The organism is uncultured Gemella sp. (assembly GCF_963525875.1).
GTDB lineage: Bacteria > Bacillota > Bacilli > Staphylococcales > Gemellaceae > Gemella.
Map to the genome: position 1 here is coordinate 1 of NZ_CAURMG010000025.1, position 23954 is coordinate 23954.

At 32.4% G+C, this 23954-nt stretch carries 23 protein-coding genes and 1 pseudogene; 9 read left to right on the forward strand and 15 right to left on the reverse strand.

Features of this window, described 5'->3' with window-relative positions; translation table 11 throughout:
• From RWQ73_RS05550 to RWQ73_RS05570, 5 genes and pseudogenes are all read right to left on the reverse strand, one after another.
• A pseudogene (locus RWQ73_RS05550) lies at positions 1–2485 on the reverse strand (hypothetical protein); the annotation flags it as partial.
• Positions 2469–4007 carry a YSIRK-type signal peptide-containing protein gene (locus tag RWQ73_RS05555; protein ID WP_314407171.1) on the reverse strand — a complete coding sequence of 513 codons (1539 nt, stop codon included), beginning with the start codon at positions 4005–4007 and terminating at the stop codon, positions 2469–2471. The gene RWQ73_RS05555 and the pseudogene RWQ73_RS05550, both read right to left, overlap by 17 nt.
• Before the next feature lie 1781 nt (positions 4008–5788).
• Entirely contained in the window at positions 5789–6919 is a 1131-nt protein-coding gene (locus RWQ73_RS05560; protein ID WP_314407172.1) for a nucleotidyltransferase family protein, read from the reverse strand.
• Between the two features lie 124 nt (positions 6920–7043).
• The gene (locus tag RWQ73_RS05565) at positions 7044–7637 is read right to left on the reverse strand and encodes a sarcalumenin (RefSeq protein WP_314407174.1); all 594 of its coding nucleotides are present in this window, start codon (positions 7635–7637) and stop codon (positions 7044–7046) included.
• Between the two features lie 238 nt (positions 7638–7875).
• Positions 7876–8436 (reverse strand): hypothetical protein, encoded by a 561-nt coding sequence (locus tag RWQ73_RS05570; RefSeq protein ID WP_314407176.1) that lies wholly within the window; start codon positions 8434–8436, stop codon positions 7876–7878.
• A gap of 238 nt (positions 8437–8674) precedes the next feature.
• On the opposite strand from RWQ73_RS05570, the gene RWQ73_RS05575 reads away from it, so the two are divergent.
• From RWQ73_RS05575 to RWQ73_RS05585, 4 genes are read left to right on the forward strand one after another with little or no spacing between them, the layout of a single operon-like run.
• The gene (locus tag RWQ73_RS05575; RefSeq protein ID WP_314085002.1) at positions 8675–8869 is read left to right on the forward strand and encodes a hypothetical protein; all 195 of its coding nucleotides are present in this window, start codon (positions 8675–8677) and stop codon (positions 8867–8869) included.
• A 20-nt stretch (positions 8870–8889) separates the two neighbouring features.
• A complete protein-coding gene (locus RWQ73_RS05580) occupies positions 8890–9102 on the forward strand; it encodes a DUF2922 domain-containing protein (protein WP_314407177.1) in 213 nt (70 codons plus the stop codon).
• A 39-nt stretch (positions 9103–9141) separates the two neighbouring features.
• Positions 9142–9300 (forward strand): YvrJ family protein, encoded by a 159-nt coding sequence (locus tag RWQ73_RS08000; protein ID WP_399541090.1) that lies wholly within the window; start codon positions 9142–9144, stop codon positions 9298–9300.
• Between the two features lie 22 nt (positions 9301–9322).
• On the forward strand, positions 9323–9997 hold the full coding sequence (locus RWQ73_RS05585; protein WP_314407179.1) for a CHAP domain-containing protein: 675 nt from the start codon (positions 9323–9325) through the stop codon (positions 9995–9997).
• A gap of 94 nt (positions 9998–10091) precedes the next feature.
• Here the strand turns inward: RWQ73_RS05585 and RWQ73_RS05590 are convergent, their stop codons facing one another.
• Positions 10092–11198: a LysM peptidoglycan-binding domain-containing protein gene (locus RWQ73_RS05590; protein WP_314407181.1), complete on the reverse strand. Its 1107-nt coding sequence runs from the start codon at positions 11196–11198 to the stop codon at positions 10092–10094.
• Positions 11199–11550: 352 nt separating this feature from the next.
• On the opposite strand from RWQ73_RS05590, the gene RWQ73_RS05595 reads away from it, so the two are divergent.
• Both RWQ73_RS05595 and RWQ73_RS05600 read left to right on the forward strand, forming a co-directional pair.
• Positions 11551–12279, forward strand: coding sequence for a cytochrome c biogenesis CcdA family protein (locus RWQ73_RS05595; protein WP_314407182.1), 729 nt, complete (start codon positions 11551–11553; stop codon positions 12277–12279).
• 28 nt (positions 12280–12307) lie between these two features.
• Positions 12308–12886, forward strand: coding sequence for a TlpA disulfide reductase family protein (locus RWQ73_RS05600; protein WP_314407183.1), 579 nt, complete (start codon positions 12308–12310; stop codon positions 12884–12886).
• Positions 12887–12992: 106 nt separating this feature from the next.
• Here the strand turns inward: RWQ73_RS05600 and RWQ73_RS05605 are convergent, their stop codons facing one another.
• The 6 genes from RWQ73_RS05605 to manA all read right to left on the reverse strand — a co-directional run bounded on the left by RWQ73_RS05605 (position 12993) and on the right by manA (position 19760).
• The gene (locus RWQ73_RS05605) at positions 12993–13829 is read right to left on the reverse strand and encodes an acetylxylan esterase (RefSeq protein ID WP_314407186.1); all 837 of its coding nucleotides are present in this window, start codon (positions 13827–13829) and stop codon (positions 12993–12995) included.
• A gap of 53 nt (positions 13830–13882) precedes the next feature.
• The gene (locus RWQ73_RS05610) at positions 13883–14710 is read right to left on the reverse strand and encodes an acetylxylan esterase (protein ID WP_314407188.1); all 828 of its coding nucleotides are present in this window, start codon (positions 14708–14710) and stop codon (positions 13883–13885) included.
• Between the two features lie 58 nt (positions 14711–14768).
• On the reverse strand, positions 14769–15701 hold the full coding sequence (locus RWQ73_RS05615; RefSeq protein ID WP_314407190.1) for an alpha/beta fold hydrolase: 933 nt from the start codon (positions 15699–15701) through the stop codon (positions 14769–14771).
• Positions 15702–15897: 196 nt separating this feature from the next.
• The gene (locus tag RWQ73_RS05620) at positions 15898–17451 is read right to left on the reverse strand and encodes a sodium:solute symporter (protein ID WP_314407192.1); all 1554 of its coding nucleotides are present in this window, start codon (positions 17449–17451) and stop codon (positions 15898–15900) included.
• Positions 17452–17603: 152 nt separating this feature from the next.
• Positions 17604–18482 (reverse strand): N-acetylneuraminate lyase, encoded by an 879-nt coding sequence (locus tag RWQ73_RS05625; RefSeq protein ID WP_314407194.1) that lies wholly within the window; start codon positions 18480–18482, stop codon positions 17604–17606.
• Between the two features lie 330 nt (positions 18483–18812).
• Positions 18813–19760, reverse strand: coding sequence for a mannose-6-phosphate isomerase, class I (gene manA, locus RWQ73_RS05630; protein ID WP_314407196.1), 948 nt, complete (start codon positions 19758–19760; stop codon positions 18813–18815).
• 196 nt (positions 19761–19956) lie between these two features.
• Here manA and RWQ73_RS05635 point away from each other — a divergent pair, with 196 nt between their 5' ends.
• The 3 genes from RWQ73_RS05635 (at position 19957) to RWQ73_RS05645 (ending at position 22471) form a co-directional block, all read left to right on the forward strand.
• Entirely contained in the window at positions 19957–20820 is an 864-nt protein-coding gene (locus RWQ73_RS05635) for an ROK family protein (protein WP_314407198.1), read from the forward strand.
• Positions 20821–21054: 234 nt separating this feature from the next.
• Positions 21055–21753 (forward strand): GntR family transcriptional regulator, encoded by a 699-nt coding sequence (locus RWQ73_RS05640; protein WP_314407200.1) that lies wholly within the window; start codon positions 21055–21057, stop codon positions 21751–21753.
• A 19-nt stretch (positions 21754–21772) separates the two neighbouring features.
• A complete protein-coding gene (locus tag RWQ73_RS05645; RefSeq protein WP_314407201.1) occupies positions 21773–22471 on the forward strand; it encodes an N-acetylmannosamine-6-phosphate 2-epimerase in 699 nt (232 codons plus the stop codon).
• Between the two features lie 47 nt (positions 22472–22518).
• Here the strand turns inward: RWQ73_RS05645 and RWQ73_RS05650 are convergent, their stop codons facing one another.
• From RWQ73_RS05650 to RWQ73_RS05660, 3 genes are all read right to left on the reverse strand, one after another.
• Entirely contained in the window at positions 22519–22809 is a 291-nt protein-coding gene (locus RWQ73_RS05650) for a PspC domain-containing protein (protein ID WP_314407202.1), read from the reverse strand.
• 260 nt (positions 22810–23069) lie between these two features.
• A complete protein-coding gene (locus RWQ73_RS05655) occupies positions 23070–23396 on the reverse strand; it encodes a MepB family protein (RefSeq protein WP_314407205.1) in 327 nt (108 codons plus the stop codon).
• Positions 23314–23508 carry a hypothetical protein gene (locus RWQ73_RS05660; protein ID WP_314407204.1) on the reverse strand — a complete coding sequence of 65 codons (195 nt, stop codon included), beginning with the start codon at positions 23506–23508 and terminating at the stop codon, positions 23314–23316. Before RWQ73_RS05660 ends, RWQ73_RS05655 begins: the two co-directional genes overlap by 83 nt.
• Positions 23509–23954: the final 446 nt, after the last annotated feature.

A 23954-nucleotide genomic window follows, 5' to 3' on the forward strand; every position in this document is an offset into this window, starting at 1 on the left:
CTGGAATTACCGCTGTCTTACCATCTTTAGTTGTTACTGTTGCATTTCCTTTGTCGTCTACTACTACAGTTGAACCTGGATTTACTGATTCTACAGCTTTCTTAACAGATTCTTTTTCTGCATCTGTTAGTTGTTCTGGATTTGCTACTACAGTCTTATCTGCTGGTTTAACTACATCATTTCCTGCGTTTGGTTTAGCTGCATCTGCTTCTGTCTTCACTAAATCTTTTGCTGGAATTGTTGCTACTGCTCCATCTTTTGTAGTTACTGTAGCATTTCCGTATTTATCAAATACTACTTTAGCTTCTGGATTCACTTCTTGAATTTTCTTAGTGATAGCTTCTTTATCAGTATCTGTTAAAGTATCTGGATCTTTTACAACTACTTTATCAGCTGGTGTATTCACTTTGTTTGTAGCATTTGGTTTAGTTGCATCTTCTGGTGATTTAACTAAATCAGTTGCCGGAATTGTAGCTGATTTACCATCTTTCAATGTAACTGTTGCATTTCCTTTATCATCCACTACTACAGTTGCACCTGGATTTACTGCTTTAACTTTAGCTGCGATTGCTTTTTTATCGTCTTCAGTTAATTGATCTTTATCTTTCACTGAAACCTTATCTGCTGGTTTGTTAATGTTGTTTCCAGCTTTTTCGTTAGCTGCTTCTGCTTCAGTTTTCACTAAATCATCTTTTGGAATAACTACAGTCTTACCGTCTTTCGTTGTGACTGTTGCATTTCCTTTGTCATCTACAAATACAGTTGTCCCGTCTGCTGGTGGATTAACTGCTTTAACTTTAGCTTCGATTTCTTTCTTCTCTTCTGGAGTTAATGAATCTGGATTTTTCACTAAAGTCTTGTCAGCTGGTTTCTTAACTGCATCTTGTTTAGCTGGATCTAGTAAATCTGCTTTTGGTTTAACTAAGTCTGATGCTGGAATTGTTGCAATGTTACCTTCTTTAGTCTTAACTGTAGCATTTCCTTTGTCGTCAAATACTACTTCAGCGCCTGGATTTACTTCTTTGATTTTCTTCTCAATCTCTTCAACTTCTTCAGCAGTTAATTTAGCTGGGTCTTTCACTAATACTTTATCTGCTGGAGTATTTACTTTGTTACCAGCATTTGCTGTATTCTTATCAGCTTCTGTCTTCACTAAATCATTTACCGGAATTGTTGCAGTTTGTCCATCTTTAGTAGTTACTGTTGCGTTTCCTTTATCGTCTACGTATACAGATGCTCCTAGATTAACTGCTGCAACTCTATCTTTAATTGCTTGGATATCATCAGGAGTTAAGTGATCTTTATCCGCCACTAATTCTCTATCAGCTGGTTTGTTGATGACATTACCTGCTTTTGGATCCGTTAATACTTCATCTGCAGTTTTCACTAAATCATCCGCTGGAATTACTGCTGTTTTACCTTCTGGTGTTGTGACTGTTGCATTTCCATTAGCATCAACTACTACGGTTGCTCCTGGATTTACTTCTTGAACCTTAGCTTTAATGGCTTCTTTTTCCGGCTCTGTTAAAGCATTTTTATCTGCAACTACTGTCTGATCGATAGGTTTCTTAATTGCATCTTGTTTAGCTGCATTTTCTAAATCTTCTTTAGCATTTGATTTCACTAAATCAGAAGCTGGGATTGTTGCTGTAGCCTTAGTTCCATCTGGATTTGTTACAGTTACTGTCGCATTTCCTTTGTCGTCTACTACTACTGTTGCTCCTGGATTTACTGATTCTACAGCTTTTTGAATAGCATCTTTAACATCTTGTGGTAATGTTGCATTTGGATCATTCAATACTGCTGGATCTACAAGTGCTTTTTCAGCTGGAGTATTTACTTTGTTTCCTGCTGATGGAGTTTCTTTAGCTGCTGGATCTTTCAGTAAGTCTTCGACTGGGATTGTTGCTGTCTTACCGTCTGGTGTTGTAACTGTTGCGTTTCCTTTATCGTCTACGAATACAGTTGCACCTGGGTTTACTGATTCTACAGCTTTTTGAATTTTAGCTTTAACTTCGTCTTTCTTATCTCCAGTTAAATCTGCTGGTGTTGCTGAAACTTTATCCGCTGGTTTGTTGATGTTGTTTCCTGCATTTGCACCTTCAGCTTCTTTTGCAGTTTTCACTAGGTCTGATGCTGGAATTACTTCAGTTTTACCGTCTGGTGTTGTCACTGTTGCATTTCCTTTGTCATCTACAACTACTGTTGTATTTTCTGGATTTACTTTTGCTACAGCTGCTTTAATGGCATCTTTTTCTTCTTGACTTAATTTATCTGGGGTCTTAACAAGTGTTTTATCTGCTGGTTTCTTAACCGCATCTTGTTTAGCTGGATCTGTTAAGTCATTATTTGTTTTCACTAGGTCTGATGCTGGAATTGTTGCTACAGCTCCATCTTTTGTTGTTACTGTTGCGTTTCCTTTTTCGTCAAATACTACTTTAGCATCTGGATTTACTGCTTTAATTTTTTCAGCAATTTTTTCCATCTTTATCTGTTACAGTTGATACTGTATCTTCTGTAATTTCTGTTGAACGGAACCCTTTTGCTTTATCAGCGATAAATGGTTCAAAAGCTATTTTTCCTCTTCCTTCGATAGAGTAAGATTGTCCTAATTGACGACTTTGACCGTTTCCTACTGGACTTAAGTTATAACGGTTATCGTATGATTCTGCAGTATAAGAACGTGCAGTTGGCACTCGGTAGTTTGTATTCGATAATTCAGTAACTAATTCGAATCCATCTCCATCAGTTTTGTAGATTTCAATCTCAGATGAACCTGCTTCTTCCCCTGTTGCAAATACAACGTTCGCTGGTACTTCTTTCCCATTTAAAGTCGCTTTAACTTTAAATTCTACCCCAACGTTTGCTCCATTTTTTACAGATTGGATTACTGTCGTACCACCTGTATCAATTCCATTTGTTTTCGCAACAGAATATCCACCTTGACGAACAACTTTAACTTCTGCTTCAGTTCCATCTGAATAAACGTTTTTAGCATTCGCATCATATCCTGCTCCACCACGTTCTTTATAAACGTCAGTTGAGTTAAATGGTTTTAACGCAGTAACTTCCATTTCCACAACATACCCAGGAGTCAATTCTTGTTTGAACTTCGTTCCAACTTTTAGTTTTCCACCGTCACCAAGATTTTCAACGACTGCTGTTTTACTTGTGATATCGAACCATTTAATTTGGTGTCTTAAACGTTCTGTATTTTTTTCAGCATATTTTTTCCAGTGATCAGCTTGTTCAGCTTCTGTTAATGGTGCTTCATCAACTTTTTCTGCTAAGTCTGTACGGAATGCATTGTTTTTATCTAACGCTTTTCCATTACGTGGGTCTTTAGAACCTGTATTTTCAATTGAGTTTGTGTCAGCTTTCTTTTCAGTGTTTTCAGCTTTTTTCCCTACAGTTGGTTGACCATTTGTAGTATCTACAGCTTGAGTTTCTTTTTTCTCTACAACTTTAGTTTTTAATTTAGTGTTAGCTGTAGTAACAAGTTTACCATACGCTTGTGATAATTCTTTTTGCGTAGTTGCGCTAGCTAATGTTGCTTTCGCAGCTTCTAATTCTGCACTTAATACCGCAACACTCTCTTCAGTTTTGTTAGCATAAGAACCATTAGCAAGTTTTGCTTCAATTTCTGCGATGTAGTTTGCAAGTTGCGTCGTGTTTAAAGCTTTAGCTTCTTCTTTAGCAGTTTCCCCACCAAGTTTTGCCGCTACTGCTGCAGCTACATCTTCTTTTGTAGTTTCTTTTTCTACAGGTTTAGCTACCGCTACTGGTGCTTCTTGTACTGTTTCTTTTACTCCAGCGTTTGTTGTGTTGTCAGCTGTTGTGTTGTTCGATACTTCTTCACTAGCTTGCGCTACTGCTCCCGCACCAAAAAAGATACTCGCACCGATTACAACTGATGCCGTACCTACTTTAAATTTCTTTATTGAGTATGATTCTACTTTTGTTCCTTCTTTGGCATTTTTTAAATATTGATTATTTTTACCTACCATTTTCTCCTCCTAAATACATTTTTTATATATTTATTATTATCCTTTTAAAAATAAATAGTTTTTCTTAATTTTAACTATAAAACTACATACTTTTATATAGATATAGTTACGTTAAGTTTATCAAATTCCCTCTATAAAGTCTAACATAACACCTCATAAATTCTCCCTATTACAATAAGCAGTAATATGTATTTATAAATTATATCTTTTTTTAGGACTTTTTCTAGTGGTTAAATCCCACCTTAACCTTGATACAACAATGTTTATATCAAGGAAGTAAGTATTGATAAACTACTATATAAACTAAATATTATTTTTAAAAATTTTTATTATATTTTCATAAGTTACATTTCACACAATCTCTTTATTAAAAAGTTGATTACAACCGTAATTATATGCGATTATATAACTTACTTTATATAAGTTAATTTTTCATAACATACAGTATACACAAAGTACCTTAAGAGAACCTTAAATTCTAATTATTATGAATATATTTAGGATAATAATTATCCAAAAATAACATTTTAACATTGTAAATCGGTTTCTATTTTACTTAAATAGTTAGTTTTCTTATTTTAAATGATGGCGTAATAAACGAAAAAGATTTTGATCGCTTTGCCTTTATTACAATCAAAAGAAAATTAACTGATGAAATTCGTTATAGAAATAAAAACAAAAGTATTCCTCTAGATGTTTTTAACAATAGTTTATTAGACTCAACTGATTATAATTATGTGTATTTGTATATACAGGTGTTCGAGTATTTAAAAAACACCTTAAACAATCAGGAATTAAAATTTTTCTGTGAGTTTATAAAAACATTGGATATTAAAAGAACAGCAGAAGTTACAAATATTTCACTAACCACTGCATACATATTACACAAACAAATTAAGGGAATTTGTGAAAGATTTTTATTAAATATTTAATATAAAAACACCACACTCTCTATCCATGCACCTATAATTTTTAATTATTTACCATTAAACTATTCTTATTAAAACATTTTATCTATACAAAAAAACTCGAACCTAAGATTTCTCCTAGATTCGAGTTTTTCAGCTTTTTTCATTTTTGGGTACAACTCAAAAATCGTGATTTCGTAGAAGAAATCGATTTTGTCGAATTGACCCCACACAGTTTATTAGACATCCAAAAAGCTTTTAAAGCGAATTTGGATGTTAATAAACCACTGCGTTTAACTATTAATTTAAAACTTTTTTATATTAATCTTTACCTTATCTACTACTATTACTAAATACTTTTTTTGCTACTAAATCCATCATTGGACGTGCATCTTTATTTCTTATATTTTCCATTTTGAATCCCCCTATTTATTTAAAAAAATTTCATAATCTCCGCTAATTCCTACCTTCATTATACTCTATGCATGATATTTTTTCTATTAATAACATCAATAAAACACATTATTTGTCAACTAAAACAACAACCATAACCGAATATACAGATTTAGTATACAAACTTTCTCATTCTATAAAAAATTGACAATAATTCTTCTTCATTAAATTTAATTCTCGATCTTTTCAACACTAAAATTCATTAATTAAAAACAAAAAGGAGTGACTCAAAAATCGTGATTTCGTAGAAATCGATTTTGTCGAGTCACCCTCGCACAGTAATTTCTCTTATATACTTTTTTACAATTTAGGATTTTTGAGGAATTTCAATCTTATGTTATACCTAATCAGTCTCACATCCCAAATTTTCTTTTCCCTAATCTTTCTCTAGGTAATTATTCCCCTATTTCTAGTTTTTCATTAATCTATGATTTTCACATTTTCTCTAAAAATGTCTCCACCTTTTTTTAACATCTCATATATTCTTGCTACTTTTATATCTTGTTTGAAAAGCATACTATTTTTACTATTTAACAGAGGATTAAGTGTAATTTTTCCTTCTTTATTAATCTCACGTATCAGCGGTGCTGATGCTCTTTTCACAGCTAGCACCCTGTAGTTTTTTGTTGAAAAATAGTTTTTAAAATCTTCTTTTGTAGTGTGAGTGAGAATGTGCAAAAGTATCCTTTGAATCTTCTTGTTGCTATACCTTTTTGTGCTTATAGTTTTTACTAATTCACTATAATTTTCAACCTTAAGCGCCGCTTCAAAAATTCTATTTTCCAAACCTTCACTTACATCGTAAATTTTTTCTATCCCATCTTTTCCAAGAGATAATATTTTATATTTTATAAAAGGGAACAAGTTATCTTCCGTTATTATTTCATCTGTTTTTAGATCTGTTAGCATTTCTTTCGTAAGATACTTTTCGATTTTTTTGTCATTAATATTTTTTCTTATAGCTGTCGCACTAAGATGTACAAATTCACTCAGTTCTGTACCATTCAACCCCTGTCCTTTTCTTTTCACAGGTAACAGTTCTATATCTAAACCAGCATCTTTAATAGCTTTGTAATAACTGTATGCTAAACTAAAATTCGGACTATTTTTTTCCAAACCGTATAATTCACTATTTATTTTTGCATAGTTATAACCTTTTTTTATAAGCTGTTTATAGTCTTCTTGTGTGGTGTTTTTTTGTTTTATATATATTTCCCGGAAAATATTTATATCTTCGTTTTCAGTTCCAAAGATAAGATGTGTTACACCTGCCCCTGCCAGAACTTCGATACTTTTTTTTGCAAAATCGTCACCATATGCCACACTTCCTAAATACGGTAGAGCAATTACTAAATCACAACCACATCTTACAGCTTCTTTAGCTCTAGCATAACCATCGACAATAGCGACTTCTCCTCTTTGCGTGAAGAATTCACTCATTACACAAATGACCTCACCATTATTTTTATTGGCTATCTTTCTCGCACATTCTATCAAATATCTATGACCACTGTGCAAGGGATTAAATTCCGCAACTATACCTATTCTCATTTTTTCACCTCTCTTTTCACATTTTCAACTTCATTTAATTTCTATATAAAAGCAAGCGAGTTCGACCACTTAATATATTAGATACCGTTAGCATATACTAAGCAACCCCCTCGCTATGTTTCTTTTATTCTTTTGATTTCTTTTCGTCAGTAGTATTTTTTGAATCTACATCTACTTTTTCTACACTATTATCTTCAAAAATATCTACAGTCCATCCTACTAGACTTCCATCATCCGCAGCTACTTTACTTATCGAAAATTGTCTTTTTTTCTTGTCGTTATCAGTTAGTCTCTTAATCTCTGCTTTACCGTAGTCTAAAGCTTCTTTTTGAGATTTGAATACTTTTCCTGTAGTACCGACACCTTCTGATTCTGATAGTTTTTTACCTTTATAGATTTCTGTCACAGCAGATCTTTGGGCATTTTCATTGGCAGCGAATTTATTTTGAGTATTACCTTCTGTCTCCTGTCCTTTCTTTTCTAGCGTTGTTGAAACCTTGTTTTCATTCTCTGTTTCTTTTTCATTTTCTTTTACTTTATTTTCTTCTTTTTCTTTTTTACGATCTACTTGCTCTTGTTTCTTATCCTTTTGAGAAGAATCTGTTTTTTTAACTTCCTCTTCTCTTCCAAAATAACTAAATATTAAAAGGATAACCCCTGCTAAAACAAGTGAAATCACAATATATAACAAAATCTTAGTAAGTTTATTTTTTTTCATGATTCCTTTTCCTTTTTTATACTTATATTATATTATACCACTTATCTGTATATTTTGCTAAGATTTAAAGATTTTTATCATCACTTTTACATCGTAGATTTTCTTTGTTAATTTAATCTTTTACACCTCAGATAAATAAGAATTTTTTTGTTAATGTAAAAAACTCACAGAGTCTCTACAAACTATAACCTTTTATAATTCAAAGATTATTTTTTTAGGACTCTATGAGCTTTCTATTTTATCCTTGTGTTATTTTAACAACAACTTCGCCTTTGTTATTTCTTTCTAATGTATAACTGTATCCTTTTTTGTTTTCTTTTGCTAAGCGGTTGATTTCTTCATTTGCATATGCTTTTGCTGCATCAGTGCTACTAAATGTTCCCGGCGCCACTGCCCCACCATTTGCTTCAGTAACTTCTTTTTTATCTTCTTTATTTGAAGTATTCGCCGTATTGTTTGTTGTATTATTGTTAGAGTTTTGTGTATTGTTTACGGCAGCGTTGTTACTTGCTGGTTTGTTATTTTCTGATTTAGCGCTGTTAGAAGATGATGAAGTATTTCCATTTTCTTTATTTTCTCTATATTTTTCTTCATCACTTTTTTCTTTAGTTTTAGATTTTGAGCTGTTTTTCTCTTTCTCTTTATCTTTTGATTTAGATGTCGATGTTGTTTCTTCGTCTTTTTTCTTACTAGAGCTATCACCACCAGTGAAATAGCTAATCCCTACGAATAACGCACTACATAAAAATATAGCTAATACTATTCCCCATAATACTTTCAGTAATCTATTGTCTTTCATGGTATTTCCCTCCTTTGTTTCTAATATATTATAATACTATTTCAGTTATATTTCCACTACTTTTTTAATTATTATTTATATATTTTTAACATACCCTTAACAATTCCTGATGAAATAACTTTTTTTAATTTTTTTTAATTTTTTCGTTTTTCGTGAAAAAATTCCCTATGTTTTTTCGATATATATAATGTCAGAGGCCAAAGACGAAAAATATTTAAACAAAAAGGAGATTCATATAATGAAATTACTAAAAAAAGTATTACACTTAAACTACAGTGAAGCTAAAGGTCAAAAACAGGTTATTAAAAGTTATCATTTCGATGTTAATCCAACTGCTAACGATGATACGTTAAAAGAGGTTGGAGAGGAATTAAAAAAATTAGTTTCTAAAACTATCGACACTGTGACTATCAACATTAAAGAACTTGTCTAATTTAGAAGGGAGATTATATTATGGAAAAAAAATTAAACATTTATTTCACAACTGAAAATAAAAAAACTTATCACATCGCGATTTCACATCCGAAAGATGATTTAAGTAAAGCTACTGTAGAGGCTGTTGCTCAAAAAATTGTTGAAACAAAAGTTTTAAACAATGAAAAACGTGTTTTATCAGCTTTTAAAAAAGCTACTTACGTCACTCGTGAAGCTAGCGAACTTCAATAATAGAAGGGAGGGAGGTGCGGTTTATACCGCACCTTTTTTATGGATATACTAAATTTTATTAATACTGTAGGTTTCCCTATTTTTGTTGCGGTATTTTTCTTATTAAAGTTGGATAATACTCTTCAAAGTATAGGTAAAAGTTTAACTGATCTCACACGTATTATAGAAACAAAGTTAAACCTAGATATTAAAAAGTAGAATTATATAAGGAGTAAATATTATGACAAGTCAACAAACAATGGTAAACTGGGCAAAAGATAATGTGTATAAATGGATTGATATGGATGGTATGTACGGTGCGCAATGCGTTGATCTTACTATGGCGTATGTAAAGAATTTCGCAGATTTTCAAATATACGGCAATGCCATCGATTACTTAACTAATCCTATTCCTCCTGGCTGGAGAAGATACTTTAAAGGAGACACTGATATTGCACCTGGGGATATAGCAATATGGCATTGGGGAGATTGGGATAGTTATGGCCATGTCGGTATTGTTATCGAGGTCAACAACGGACTTATAACTTCTGTAGAGCAGAACGTTGATGGAACACCTGAACGTGGAGGTATAGCTCGTATTATGAGTAGGGATGATACTTACCTTGCGGGGTTTATTAGACCTAGCTATGATTCTAGTGAAGAGTGGACCCGCGTACCTGAGAATGGACGTTTTACTGTAAATGTACCGTCTATCAATGTTAGGAATAAACCTAGCAAACTCGGAAAAGTAGTCAACACCTATTATAAGGGAGAAAAGGTATTTTATGACAGCTATGTTATCAAAGAAGGATTTGTTTGGATTAGTTATGTTTCTTATTCAAATGAGCGCCACTATATGGCAATAGGAACTCACGACGGTACACAGAGAACTAGCTGCTGGGGAGATTTCGATTAATTTCAAACATTTAAATAGAAGGGAGTGACTCTAAAATCATGATTTCGTGGAAATCGATTTTTTAGAGTCACCCCCTTTTTTATTCATTTTCTAATTATTTAACACGGATGTAAACTGCTCCGCTACCTACATTTGCAGTGTTAAGAGCTGTTTGGTTTCCTAACCATCCACCGTGGATAGCTTGTCCGTTACCTGCGTAAACTGCGATATGAGCTAATCCCATTCCACCGTTTGCATAGTAGATTAAGTCTCCTGGTTGAGCTTGAGATGCTGGAACTACAGTTCCTAGGCTCATGTATCCTGCTGGCCAGTCGTGGAAGTTGATTCCTACTGCTTTAAGAGCGTTTGTTACTAGCATTGTACAATCTTGGAAAACTCCTAATTGAGATAATGCTGCTTGGTAGATTGCTGCTCCTTTGTTTGAAGATGCAACTTGAGTTGTTGCTGCTGCAGCTGGTGCTGCTGCTTGGGCTGTTACCGTTGGAGCTGCTGTTGCAACTACTGGAGTAGCTGCTGGTTTATCCGCTACTTTTGCTACTGCTGGTGTAGCTGTAGCTGGTTTTGTTTCAGCTTTAACTTCTGCTTTTGGAGCTGCTACTTCTTTTTTAGCTTCTGCTGGCGCTGCTGGTGTAGCTGCTTTTCCTTCAACTTTCGCTGGAGCTGGAGTAGTCGCTGGTGCTACTGTTGGTGTAACTGCAGCTTTTGGAGCTACTGTTTGAACTGGGTCAACTTTTACTACTGTTTTTTCTGCAGTGTCTTCTACAACAGTTGCTTTTGGAACTGTTACTTCAGCAGTTTTTGCTGCACCTGCATCAACTTTTAATACTGTTCCTACATAAATTAAGTTAGGGTTTGAAAGATTGTTTAATTTAACTAGTTCGTCTACTGAAACTCCAAATCTGTCAGCAACTTTTCCTAAAGTATCTCCTAAAACTACTGTGTAGTATCCTTGTTCTTTAGCTTGAGCTACTTGAGCTACTGTTGTATTGTAAGTTAATTTATCTCCTGGGAAGATTAATGAACTTGTTAAGTTGTTATCTTGCATAAGTTGTTCAACGGTTGTACCGTTGTTTACTGCGATATCCCAAAGAGTATCACCTTTTTTTACTGTATATGTATCAGCGTCAGCGATTTGAGATAATCCAACACCTACTGTCGAAACGATTGCCGTTGCGGCTACTAATTTTTGTAATTTACTCATAATATTTTGATCTCCTTAAATTAGGTTCGAGTCAAGCGACTCATTTATCCATTTATAAATACTGTTTTATTTTCTAATCTTTAATTTCTTTTACTATTTCCTAAACTATAAACGTCATTGACTTCGTTCGGGCTACGACCGAACTTCTGTATAATCTTGACATACTACCATTATATGTGCGATTAGTAGTTTTTTCAAGCTTTGTAACAGTTTTGTAATAATAACGATAACTCTCTGTTACATTAGATTTATTTCGTAATCTTTAGGTCATTTTATAAGCAGTTTAATTGCATTTCAAACGTTTTTATAATATAGTAATTCTGTAATTTTTATTTTTTATCTGGGAGGTTTTATGACAGATTTTAATACAGCTAGTTCTGCGTTAAAGATGATTCTTGTCTTTTTAGAGGGGCTTCTTTCTTTTCTTTCACCTTGTGTAATACCAATACTACCAATTTATATCGGTATTCTTGCAGGAAAAAAAGAGATGAACGAACATGGAGAACTAACTTTTAACAAACGTAATACTATTACAAATACTCTTTCTTTTGTTTTGGGTATTTGCTCTACATTTTTTATCCTAGCATTTGCGACTAGTTTTATTAGTATTTTCTTAAATGAGAATATCAAAACTTTACAAATCGTCAGCGGTGTTTTAATTATCTTTATGGGATTATTACAACTTGGGGTATTTAAAATTGGATTTTTAAAACAGGAATTTTCAATAAAGAATAAGGTGAAGAGAAAAGGAAATAAAACTACTCCGATTCTTGCATTTTTAATGGGATTCACTTTTAGCTTTTCTTGGACACCTTGTATTGGACCTATCTTAGCGAGTGTTTTCTTATACGCTTCTAGCCACACTGGTGTCATGAGTTTCTTATTAATTTTTGCGTACTGCTTAGGGTTTATTTTACCATTTATCCTTGTTGCATTCTTCGCTTCAAAATTATTGAATCTATTCAAAAAACATACTAATATACTTAAATATACGCAAATCATCTCTGGTATTATCCTTATTTTAATCGGTATTTTAATACTAAGTGGATCATTTGTTACATTAACTCGTTATTTTTCATAAACTTGCTATTTAATTGGAGGAATTTAATATGAAAAAATTGTCTATACTTAGCACAACTCTTCTTAGCAGTGCTTTAATCTTGAGTGCATGTTCTAGCTCTACCGAGAAAAAGGAAGAGACTAACAAGCAAACTTCAACTACTTCATCTAGTGAAACTAAACCTACCCAAGCTTTTGACTTCACTGCGATGGATAAAGATGGAAAAACTGTAAAACTTAGTAATTTTAAAGGTAAAAAAGTCTATATAAATATGTGGGCTAGCTGGTGCGGTCCATGTATGAGAGAAATTCCAGAATTAGAAAAAGTATATCAAAAATACAAAAACAATAAAGACTATGTATTTTTATCAATGACTTCTCCTAATGATGCAGAATTCAAAAACCAAAGCCCTCAGGATAAAAGTAAAGATGTAATTCTAAAAAAAGCGAAAGAACTTGGTGCAACTTATCCTGTTCTTTTCGATGTTAACGACCGCTTCATCATAAACTACGCAATTCGTTCATTCCCTACTCACATTTTAATCAATAGTGACGGTACATTCGAGACTAGAATCGCTGGATCTGTAAATGAAGAAACCCTTACTAAAGAATTAGAAAAACTTAAATAATAAAAATATCCGAGTCTTTTAGTTATGCAGTCACCGTAGCTAACCTTATGGTTATTCATACAAATGTACTGTAAATAACTAGACTCGGATTTTTTTAACATATCCCCTATTTTTTATCATCTTTTTGCGTACTTTCCATCAACCACGCCTCTAAAATGCACTCATGAAGATCACCCTCTTCACTTTGGAAAATTGTAACATTCTTTTCTTTAAACAAATTAATTATCTTTTTGTTAATAACAATATTCTTCTCATTTTCTAATGACGAATAGCCAAAGTTAATCTCCGCTTCTACATCTTCAACATAATTTAACACGTCTATTTCCTCTAATCTTTTTAGTAAATACTCCTCTCTTTCTGGATAGTTGCGATTATATTCTCGCAGACTGTCATATACTCCGACATCAAGATTTTCATCAAAAATGTATTTGAAATCAGCATTTTGGATATTTGAAATAAATAGCCTAGATATTTTTTTAGAAATTGCTGAAGCTACTAGTGCTATCGCCGCACCTTGCCCCTTAGCAACTATATTGATTTCTAAATCTGGGCATTCTTTTACTAGAATATTCACTAAATCGATCGCATCTTGATAGGAATAGTTGTAATATAGCCCCTCTTGTTTATTATTTGTTAGAAATGGAAAATATATCGACGCTGGTTGTTTGTTTTCGCTTCTTCCTCTATCTCCTCTAACATGAAGTGTCGCTCCACAATAACCTAAAGCACAATATTTCATAAGTTTAATAGTATTATTCGGCACCTTTTCATAATCTGGTATCTCTAATATTATTCCTCTGGCTTTTGTTTTTTTTACGACAATTTCAGCATAAATTTTTGAATTATCTATTGCATTATATTCTATAGTTAAGTTTTGCAGCTCAGGATAGTCTTTTTCAATACTAACCTTATAATTTATTTTTCTTTCTTTTTCTAATCTCATTTTCTCGCCTTCTTAAAGCATATATCTACGTCAATTACATCGTATTTTTATCGCTACTTCCCTAACTCTCTTAAAACAAATTCATCGAAGAAATGTTCTTGGAGTACCTCGTGTTCAAATTTTCTATAGTGAATAATTTCTTTGTTCTTTAATGAATCCAATAATTTATCCTGGCATTTTTCAGGTGTTCTCACATTTAAGTGGGAATAGCCGTAATAAACTTTTGCTTCTACTTCTTTTGCATAATTTAGTATATCTATTTCGTTTAAACGACTTAACATATAATCTTCTTTTTCAGGGTAATTACGATTATAATCTCGAATAGCCTCATAAACTCCTACATCTGTATTTTCTTTAAAAATGGTTGGAAAATCGATGTTTTGAGCATTTGATATAAATAAGTTCGCTATATCTTTTGTTACTGCCGCCGCAACTAAGCCAGCACTTGCTCCTTGACCTATTGCTAGAACATTAATTTCTAACTCAGGGAATTCTTTTTTCAATACTGCTATTAAGTCTATTACGTCTTGATAGACAAAATTATAATACAACTCTTCGTTTTGGTTGTTCAAAAATGGGAAATATATCGAAGCTGCTTGTCTATTTTCACTTTGTCCTGCTTGCCCTCTCACATGTAACGAAGCCACCGCATAGTCTAGTATTGCGTATCGTCCTAGGTTCAAATAATCTTTTGGAAATGCCTTATAATCTGGTATTTCTACAAATATCCCTCTAGTTTTTCCTTTGGGAGTCATCACCTCTGTATAAATTCTTGAACCATCAACTGCTGTGTACGTTAATTCATAGTAATCCAACCTTGGATGTTTATCAGGAATTTTATTTAGATTGTATTCAAATTTTCTGTTTTTATCTAATTTCATCTCTTTTTATCCTCCTAACGAATCTTCTATATTTTAGTTTAATAGTCACTTCTTTTTTTTAATCTTCTAATAAAAATCTCGCTGTTTTAGTATTGAAATCTGGTATATTTTCGTGACCATACTTTTTGTATAAAATCATCTCTTTTTCACAAGATAAATTATTGTACACTGCAAATTGAGTTTCTATCGGGCATATAACATCAATATTACTAGCTCCAAATAGCACTTTTGCCTTTATTCTTTGAGCAAAGTTTTTTGCGTCTATATAGGATAATCTATCGAATAGTTTTTCGTCATTTTCTCCTGTTGTACTAAACCAACGTGAATAATAACGAATCCCCTCGTAAGCTACTAAATCTAAATCAAGATCATATACTTTTTTCATATCTGATAAAAACGGATAGAGAATCACACATTTTTTTATATCGTTTAATCCTGCACATATTGTTGCAAAACCACCGCCTTGTGAGCCACCTGCACAGTTTATATTATTCTCATCTATTCCTTCAATATCCTTTGCAATACGAATAAGTAAGCACATATCAAGAATATTTTTAACAAAAAGCATATTATCTAACTCGTCATCGACACCTGCGACGATATGACCAGCAACCGTAGTTCCTTGAATACCTCCTATGTCCTGACTTCTTCCACCTTGACCTCGAAAGTCCATCGCAAAGACCGCATATCCTAACGAGGCGTACGCTGTTTTTTCAAACCAATTTCGATTACACCCTGGATAACCATGAAAATAAAACAAGGCTGGTACTTTTTTATCACTCATAGGTTTTATAAATTTCGCATAGATACGTGCTCCATCATAACTTTTAAAATATAAATCGTAGTATTTCACTTCATCAAAATTCGAAAATTCCGTCTCTATCAATTCATAATCCAAAGGCACATTATTAATAAATTCTAACTTTCTATCCCAATATGAATCGAAGTCTAACGGTCTTTTCCAAGTTCCCAAATATTTAGTAATATCCATAAAATATCCTCCTTTTATTTTCATAATTAGTTTCTTCAGTTAAATTATACTCTCTTAATAAAAGTATCTCAATAACTACTTCTAATTTTTATATTTTTAGTACCCTTTTTTAGTCTTATCCCCTACCTAGAAAAAACAGCCCCTTTTGTATTAGGGCTGCTTTTTTGTTATATTTATACTTTAAGGGCTTAATTTATTATTTCACATCTTTTACGTATTCTTGATCTTTAGTGTGAATAGTAAGTCCAGTGATATTTTTAGTAGATTTGAAGAAGAAACTACAGATATAACCGAATACTAATGCACTTAAGAATGAGAATCCTGAGAAGATAAATGGACTTTGTTTAGCATAAGTTGTGAAGTCTTGGATGTACCAACATACAAGCCCTGCTACTAATAATCCTAATAATGCTCCAGCTCCGTTTGCACGTTTAGTGAAGATACCAAGTGCAAATGTACCAGCTAAAGGCACTCCTAGAAGTCCGATATATTTAAGGAATAAATCCCAAGTTTCTTTTTGGTTAGTGTTTACGAAGTATAATGCTGCGATTGTTCCTAATACCCCTGCTACAATGATGATAACACGAGCTAATAGAACGTCTTGTTTAGCATCTTTACTTAGTCCGAAGAAACGTTGTTTAATATCAACTGTGATACAAGCTGAAATTGAGTTTAAGCTTGATGCGATAGTTGATTGAGCAGCTGCTAAGATAGCTGCGATTACTAATCCAGCGATACCTGCTGGTAATGCTGTTAAGATGAAGTAAGGTACTAAAGCTGTTGTGTTAGCTGCTTTACCTACTACTTCAGCGTTCATGAAGTCTGGTAATTTAGTTACAGCGTGGCTACCTTTGTAGAAGCTGTAAAGAACTGTTCCCATTCCGTAGAAAATTGGAATAGAGATGAATGCTAATAATCCGTTTGTCCAAAGTGATTTATTAGTTTCTTCAACTGATTCTGTTGTGCTATAACGTTGTACTACGTCTTGAGAAGCAGTATATTGTTGTAAACTGTTAAATACTGATCCAATGAAGATAATTGGAATAGTAGATGCAGTTAATGACCAGTTAAATTTCTCAGCAGTTATAATTTTACCATTAGCTAAAGCGTCATGAGTGATGTGTCCGAATCCACCTACTTCGTATGCTCCTAAGATGATTACTAAAACAGCTCCTCCAAGTAAAATAATACCTTGGATAACGTCTGTCCAGATAACCCCTTCAACCCCTCCTAAGAATGAGTAAACTACGCAAAGCAATCCGATTACCGCACATACTAAGAATGGGTTAAGTGTTGATACCGATGTAATGGCAACTGTTGGTAAATAAATAACGATAGCTACACGTCCGATATGGAATAGTGAGAATAACACACTTCCTACTACACGAACACTAGGATTGAAACGTTCTTCTAAATATTCATACGCTGTAGTTACATTTAGTTTTCTAAAGAATGGAACATAGTAGTGGATTAAGATAGGAATAATTGCGATAATTGAAAAGTTCCCAGCTGCATATGTCCAGTCTCCGTTGAATGCTTTTTCCGGTGTAGCCATAAATGTAATGGCTGATAATGTTGTTGCATAAATCGAGAATCCTACTGCCCAAGATGGAATGTTCCCTCCGGCTTTGAAGAATTCATCCGTGCTTTCACCTGCTTTTTTAGTGAAATACACCCCAATTGCTAGCATAGCTATTAAGTAAACTCCTAATACTATACTGTTAAGTGTACCAAATCCTACTTTGTCCATGGTACTCCCCTCCTATTTTGTTGTTTTTGTTTAATAATATTTTTTTATTATGGAAAGATTTCTCTATTTAGGAAAGAGGAGAGATTCTCCTCTTCCTATTCCCCTAAATTTAGTCCGTAGTTATTCGTTTTTTACTCCGTGATTATTAAAAATTATAGGTCGTAATCTTTTACAAGTTTTTCAACTTCTGCTAATTTAGCTGGGTCGAATGATTTCATAGGTTTTTTACATGTTCCTGCATCAATACCTTTAACTTTTAAGATTTCTTTAAGAGTTTGGTATAATCCTAATTCTAATACTTTTTCGATTACATCATTTGCTTTGTGTTGAAGTTCATAAGCTTCTGCAACTTTTCCTTCTTTAGCAAGTCTGAAAATTTCTTTACTTCTTTGTCCGTTAACGTTGTATGTTGAACCGATAGCTCCATCTACTCCAGTAATAGCAGCTTGAACTAACATTTCATCAAATCCAGACCAGATTAGTTTATCAGGGAAACGTTTTCTGAATCTTTCTAATTGATAGAAATCAGCTGCAGTGTATTTAACACCGATAACTTTTTCATCTTCGAATAATTCAGCGAATTGATCTAAGCTGATTTTAACCCCTGTTAAGAATGGGATGTAGTAAAGAATCATGCTGTTATCTGTAGCATCGATAATTGTTTTGTAGTAGTGTTTGATTTCGTTGAATGATAGTGGGTAGTAGAATGGTGTAACAGCTGATAATGAGTCATATCCTAATTCTGTAGCGTATTTAGCTAATTCTACAGCTTCGTTTAAGTCTAGTGAACCTACTTGAGCAATAAGTTTAACTCTATCTCCAACTACATCTTTTACTAATTTAAAGATTTGTTTCTTTTGAGCAGTGTTTAATAAGAAGTTTTCCCCACTACTTCCGTTTACGTATAGACCATCAACTTTACTTACGTTGATATTGTGTTCTATAACTTGTTTTAACCCCTCTTCTTTAACTTCACCATTTTCGTCAAATGGAATAAGTAAAGCCGAATAAATTCCTTTTAAATCTTTCATTATAATAACCTCCGTTATTTGTTTTTTTATTTTTTAAATTTCGTGTATTTATTTAACACATTAAATTTTAGTACACTTATATTGTAAAACGTTTTCCGATATTTGTCAATAGGAAAAATGATTTTTTTTATTTTTTTGAAAACCTTTTAAATGTTGCCGTTATTAATGTGTCTATTAATGTTTTACAACTTACCTCTTTTCCTTTGTATTATCACGATTTTTAAGCTGTTTGTCTATACCACCTTTTCCTATTTAATACATTAAAAGTATCTAATTAAATAAAAATAAGTAGATTGACATAATCTTACAATCTACTTATTTATTGTTATTTTATCTATCGTAACTTCCTATTAAAAACATATTTCCTTCTAGTATATAGCTATCGCACTCAGTTGTTAATATGAAACTATCTCCCTTTTTAACATTGTGTTTAATCCCCTCTATTACAACACTTCCATGACCTTCAAGAACTGTAAATAGGTTTCCTGTTTTATTTTTTTCTATAACAATCTGTTCTAGTACATTTATTTTGAAGACTGAAAAATACTTCTCATCTACTAGGTAAATTATAGTTGATTTTCCTACTTTTTCTTCTTTTGGATTAGTCGCTACTTTTTCAAATGGAACTTTTGTTACGTCTTTTGTTTTCTCTATATGTAATTCTCTCTTATTTCCATCTTTGTCTACACGATCATAATCATAAACTCTATATGTTGTATCTGAATTTTGTTGAACTTCGTATATAAGAATACCCTCTCCTATAGCGTGAAGCGTACCTGCTGGTATGTAGAAGAAATCTCCCGCTTGAACTTTCTCTTCAATAAATAATTCATCCCATTGTTCAGCGTCTATCTTACTATTGAATTCTTCATGTGTTTTTGCAGTATGTCCATATACTAACTTCGCATCTTCTTTAGCATCTAGTACGTACCAACATTCTGTTTTTCCTAGCTCTCCATTTTCATTTACCTTCGCATAGTCATCTTCTGGATGAACTTGAACAGATAAGTTATCACTTGCATCCAAAATTTTTATTAATAATGGAAACTTGTCATAAATTTTTTCGGTAAATAATGTAGGATGTTTTTCGTATGCTTCTTTCAGTGTTAAACCAGCTAGTGAACCGTTGGTAATTTTTGAACTACCATTATCATGAGCTGCAATAACCCACGCTTCCCCTATATTCCCTTGTGGAATTGAAAAATCAAATTTTTCTAAATTACGACCTCCCCATATTCTTTCGCAAAATACAGGTTCTAAAAATACTATTTTATCCATTTTCTCCTCCATAAATTTTAATAAATACATATTCATTATACACCAATTAGTATTCTTTATATAGTAAATAAGTTGTAATTTTTTTTCAGGAAATTGTTTTCAAAAAATTAATTTTATGGTAATATATCGTTGTATAGAAATTTAGAAAATAACAAAATTAAAGATATTGAATCTTAATTTAGAAAGTAGGTATATTATGTTATTAGGTATTGATATTGGTGGTACAAGTATAAAATTTGCTATTTTTGATGACAATCATAAGATTGTACATTATGAAACTTGTAAAACACCTGACAATGTTACTGTAAAAATCACTGACGAGATGTTTAGAATCGCTAGTAAAATCCGAGAAACTTACAACTTCACTGCTGCTGGTATCTCTGCAGCTGGTGTTATTGACAATGTTCACATGGAAGTAATCCGTTCTGCTCCAACTATTAAAAACTATCTTGGAACTAACTTTAAACGTGATTTCGGGGATAGACTAGGTATTCCTGTTTACGCTGATAACGATGTAAACTGTGCTTTACTTGGTGAACAATGGCTTGGTGGTGCTAAAGGGTTAGATGAAGTATTCTGTATGGCATTAGGAACTGGAATCGGTGGTGCTTACTATCTAAACAGTCTACCTTTCGGATCTAACTTCGGTGTAGGGGAAATTGGACAATCTGTTTATGATTTCGATACTAAAACTACTTATGAACAACGTGCTTCTACTATCGCATTAGATAGAAAAATTAAGGCTGAGATGTATGAAGGGTTAAGTGTTATCGAATTCTTCGATCTTTGCAAACGTGAAGATACTAGTGCCTTAAAAGTGCTAGATGCGTGGTTATTCGAGCTTGCTCGTGGTATTGTTAACTTACTATGTATCTTAGATCCTAAATACATCGTAATCGGTGGGGCCGTTTCTGCTCAAGGTGATTATTTATTAAATAAACTTGAAGCTAAGGTTCGTGAACTTCACCCAATCGAAAATAACCAAACTAAATTCCTAGCAGCTAAACTTGGAAATGATGCTGCTCTTTATGGAGCTATTAGCCCATTTGTAGAAAAATAGAATGTTAAAAAGAATTGCTTCGGCAGTTCTTTTTATTTTCTCACATATAATAAGCTACTTTTTACCGACATCATAATTAATAGCTTCGTTCTATTTGTAATCGTTTAATTTTTTTTACAAATTTCTAATTTTTTTCTTTACAAAATTCTGCTTTAATGATAATATAAATTTAAATTAACACATTAAATTTTAATAAACATATTTTTATAAATTATTAGTCAGGGAGGGATCAACTTGAAAAAATACGAAAAGATTATTAATGACATCATCTTAAAGATACAAACCGGTATTTTTAAAGAAGGTGAACAACTCTACACAGAAAAAGAGATAAAAGAAATATATAATGTTAGTAGTACTACTGCCGTACGTGTACTTAACGAACTTGAAACTGCAGGATATATTTTTAGGATTCAAGGTAAGGGAAGTTTCGTAAATAAGACTTTAGTTAATAAGAAAGTTTTAGTCACAGAAAATAATAACTTCCATAAACACTTTAAAGAATCAGTGTCTGAACACGCTGAGGTTGTCGAAGCTGAAATTATTCAAGATAAAGAACTTTGTAATAAATTAAAATTAAAAAATCAAAAACTTCTGAAAGTTGCTCGTATTAAATATATCGGTAATATTGTTTGGGCTCATCAAACTAACTATATCCCGCTTAAATATTTACCTGATGTTAATATTAACGACATCGACAGTTTTAAAGAGCTTGCTACTATGATTAGAAAAAAATATCGTATTGATATTCACCAAGAAAAATCTGAAAAAACTATGCAAGTTATAGTTGATACTCCTGAAGAAATCGCTAAGTATATCTCAGACGAACCGTGTTTTGAGTTCGATAGGTACACTTACTTTGCAGATGGTAAAATTTTTGAATATGTAAAAATATATATAAATTACAAATACTATAGCTTAACCATTAAAGATTAAGCTCTGATTGGAGTTAACTATGAATAAAAAAGAAAAAATCTTAAACCAAATTAAAGGCGGAATTATCGTTTCTTGTCAGGCTTTACCAGGTGAACCACTATATGTTGAAGATGGTGGCATCATGAAACTTATGGCTCTTGCGGCTAAACAAGCTGGAGCTGTTGGTATTCGTGCTCAAGGTGTTACTGATATTATTCAAATTAAAGAAACAGTAGATCTACCGGTTATCGGAATTATTAAACAAAGTTACGAGGGTATGTCTCAATTTATCACAGCTACTATGAAAGAAGTAGATGCACTTGTAGCAACAGGTTGTGAAATAATCGCCTTAGATTGCACTTTACGTCCTCGTTTTGATGGAACAACAATTAATGATTTTGTTGCTGAAATCAAATCTAAGTATCCTGATATTGTTTTAATGGCAGATATCGCAACTTTTGAAGAAGGTGTAAATGCAGCTAACATAGGGATTGACTTTGTCGGTACTACTTTAAGTGGTTATACTGAAAACACTAAAGATAGACCAAATGAGGTGGATTTAGACCTTATTAAAAAATTATCTGAAACTATTTCTGTTCCAATCATCGCAGAAGGTCGTATCCACTACCCTGAGAATGCTAAAGCGGCTTATAATGCTGGGGCTTTCAGTGTAGTAGTAGGTGGAGCTATCACTCGACCTAAAGAAATAGCAGCTAGATTTATCGATGCAGTGAAATAAATAAAAAGTTCTAATTGACAGTTGATCAATTAGAACTTTTCTTTATATTACTTTTCCCAAGCACGTCCATCGATGTAACTTGATTTTCTGTAATTTTCTTTCATCGGTTTTACCGGCATTATTATCGATAACAGTATATATATCAATATTGGGCTACCGAACGAGAAAATACTCGCTAATAAGAATAGCACTCTTAAGAAACTAGCGCTTATTCCAAATCTTTCACTTAAACCACTACATACTCCAGAGATTACAGCTCCATTGTATGATTTATACATCTTTTTATCTTCTAAAAAATTAAGAAATTTATTCCAAATTTTATTTAATCCATCTATCATAATAAATTCCTCCTGACTTTATTGTTGATATTTTATTATTCTGACTTTATAAATATTATATCACATTTCTATGATATATATTAACTATTGTACTCAGGTGACTTTAAACTAAGTTTATATTATAAGATTTTTAATAAATATCTTAAAAATGACATTAACAGTGAAATTCTTATCAAACATAAAAAACAAATCGTTTGCGTATATATGAATCCACTAAAGATTTCATCAATATTTTTCGCCAAGAGCACCAAAAATTATTCTTATGATTCAATTATTCTAAAAAATTTCAATTGCCATTTTTGTGCTTCTAGAGCTGTTTTATTTAAATCCGTACACCAAGATGGATAAAATCTCATAGCCATTTTTCCTTTGCTGTCTTTTGTCGAGAGAATTTTTTTACGGATAGCCTCATCATTTGGAATAATAAAAAGTCCTCTTTTATCGTTATCGATCACAACAATAACGAGTTCATTCCCTAGATCTTCATTAGTATATGGAATGTTTTTATTTCTTGAGTCTTTTTTCCAAAAGACAGTAAAATATCCTTCTTTTTTTGGTGTTTTTTTTTGCCAAGCGACATCTTTTATAGCCTTGCTCTTCCTTTATTTTGATAAGGGTACCTTCGTATTTTTCATTCCACTTTTCTTTAGTGAACTCAAAATTACCATAAAACTCATTTAGAACCTCAAGTATTTTCATTATGACGTATGCCCCCCTTAACAAAATTTTTTTCATTTGAATTACTACATACCCCAGGTATAATAACCCCCTCGTATGATTTATTATCTTTTTATCTTCTAAAAACTTGATTCATATTTTATTATTCTGATTTTATAAATATTATATCATATTTATATGCTATATGTTACTTCTTGTACTAAGGTGACTCTAATATAAGTTTATATTATAAGATTTTTAATAAATATCTCCAAAACCATATTATCTGTGAAATACTTATCTTAAAAAATAAAAGAACACTCCGAAGAATGTTCTTTTACTTTTTGACAGGAGTCTTAAAGGATGGACGGCGTACCCATCATCTCAGGTACTCTATAAAAGAGTGTGTAGAGAGCCTTTTCTACTTCAATAATGAAAATGATAAAATAAGAATGTACAGTTTTGATAAAATAAAAATGTACAAATAG

What these genes read in the sequence shown, in the direction of transcription:
- RWQ73_RS05605 (WP_314407186.1), bottom strand. Translation starts at nt 13,829, where the DNA reads ATGAGATTAGAAAAAGAAAGAAAAATAAATTATAAGGTTAGTATTGAA.
- RWQ73_RS05570 (WP_314407176.1), bottom strand. Translation starts at nt 8,436, where the DNA reads ATGAAAGACAATAGATTACTGAAAGTATTATGGGGAATAGTATTAGCT.
- RWQ73_RS05645 (WP_314407201.1), top strand. Translation starts at nt 21,773, where the DNA reads ATGAATAAAAAAGAAAAAATCTTAAACCAAATTAAAGGCGGAATTATC.
- RWQ73_RS05610 (WP_314407188.1), bottom strand. Translation starts at nt 14,710, where the DNA reads ATGAAATTAGATAAAAACAGAAAATTTGAATACAATCTAAATAAAATT.
- RWQ73_RS08000 (WP_399541090.1), top strand. Translation starts at nt 9,142, where the DNA reads ATGGATATACTAAATTTTATTAATACTGTAGGTTTCCCTATTTTTGTT.
- RWQ73_RS05555 (WP_314407171.1), bottom strand. Translation starts at nt 4,007, where the DNA reads ATGGTAGGTAAAAATAATCAATATTTAAAAAATGCCAAAGAAGGAACA.
- RWQ73_RS05635 (WP_314407198.1), top strand. Translation starts at nt 19,957, where the DNA reads ATGTTATTAGGTATTGATATTGGTGGTACAAGTATAAAATTTGCTATT.
- RWQ73_RS05660 (WP_314407204.1), bottom strand. Translation starts at nt 23,508, where the DNA reads ATGAAAATACTTGAGGTTCTAAATGAGTTTTATGGTAATTTTGAGTTC.
- RWQ73_RS05585 (WP_314407179.1), top strand. Translation starts at nt 9,323, where the DNA reads ATGACAAGTCAACAAACAATGGTAAACTGGGCAAAAGATAATGTGTAT.
- RWQ73_RS05625 (WP_314407194.1), bottom strand. Translation starts at nt 18,482, where the DNA reads ATGAAAGATTTAAAAGGAATTTATTCGGCTTTACTTATTCCATTTGAC.
- RWQ73_RS05580 (WP_314407177.1), top strand. Translation starts at nt 8,890, where the DNA reads ATGGAAAAAAAATTAAACATTTATTTCACAACTGAAAATAAAAAAACT.
- RWQ73_RS05565 (WP_314407174.1), bottom strand. Translation starts at nt 7,637, where the DNA reads ATGAAAAAAAATAAACTTACTAAGATTTTGTTATATATTGTGATTTCA.
- manA (WP_314407196.1), bottom strand. Translation starts at nt 19,760, where the DNA reads ATGGATAAAATAGTATTTTTAGAACCTGTATTTTGCGAAAGAATATGG.
- RWQ73_RS05590 (WP_314407181.1), bottom strand. Translation starts at nt 11,198, where the DNA reads ATGAGTAAATTACAAAAATTAGTAGCCGCAACGGCAATCGTTTCGACA.
- RWQ73_RS05620 (WP_314407192.1), bottom strand. Translation starts at nt 17,451, where the DNA reads ATGGACAAAGTAGGATTTGGTACACTTAACAGTATAGTATTAGGAGTT.
- RWQ73_RS05600 (WP_314407183.1), top strand. Translation starts at nt 12,308, where the DNA reads ATGAAAAAATTGTCTATACTTAGCACAACTCTTCTTAGCAGTGCTTTA.
- RWQ73_RS05560 (WP_314407172.1), bottom strand. Translation starts at nt 6,919, where the DNA reads ATGAGAATAGGTATAGTTGCGGAATTTAATCCCTTGCACAGTGGTCAT.
- RWQ73_RS05650 (WP_314407202.1), bottom strand. Translation starts at nt 22,809, where the DNA reads ATGATAGATGGATTAAATAAAATTTGGAATAAATTTCTTAATTTTTTA.
- RWQ73_RS05575 (WP_314085002.1), top strand. Translation starts at nt 8,675, where the DNA reads ATGAAATTACTAAAAAAAGTATTACACTTAAACTACAGTGAAGCTAAA.
- RWQ73_RS05595 (WP_314407182.1), top strand. Translation starts at nt 11,551, where the DNA reads ATGACAGATTTTAATACAGCTAGTTCTGCGTTAAAGATGATTCTTGTC.
- RWQ73_RS05615 (WP_314407190.1), bottom strand. Translation starts at nt 15,701, where the DNA reads ATGGATATTACTAAATATTTGGGAACTTGGAAAAGACCGTTAGACTTC.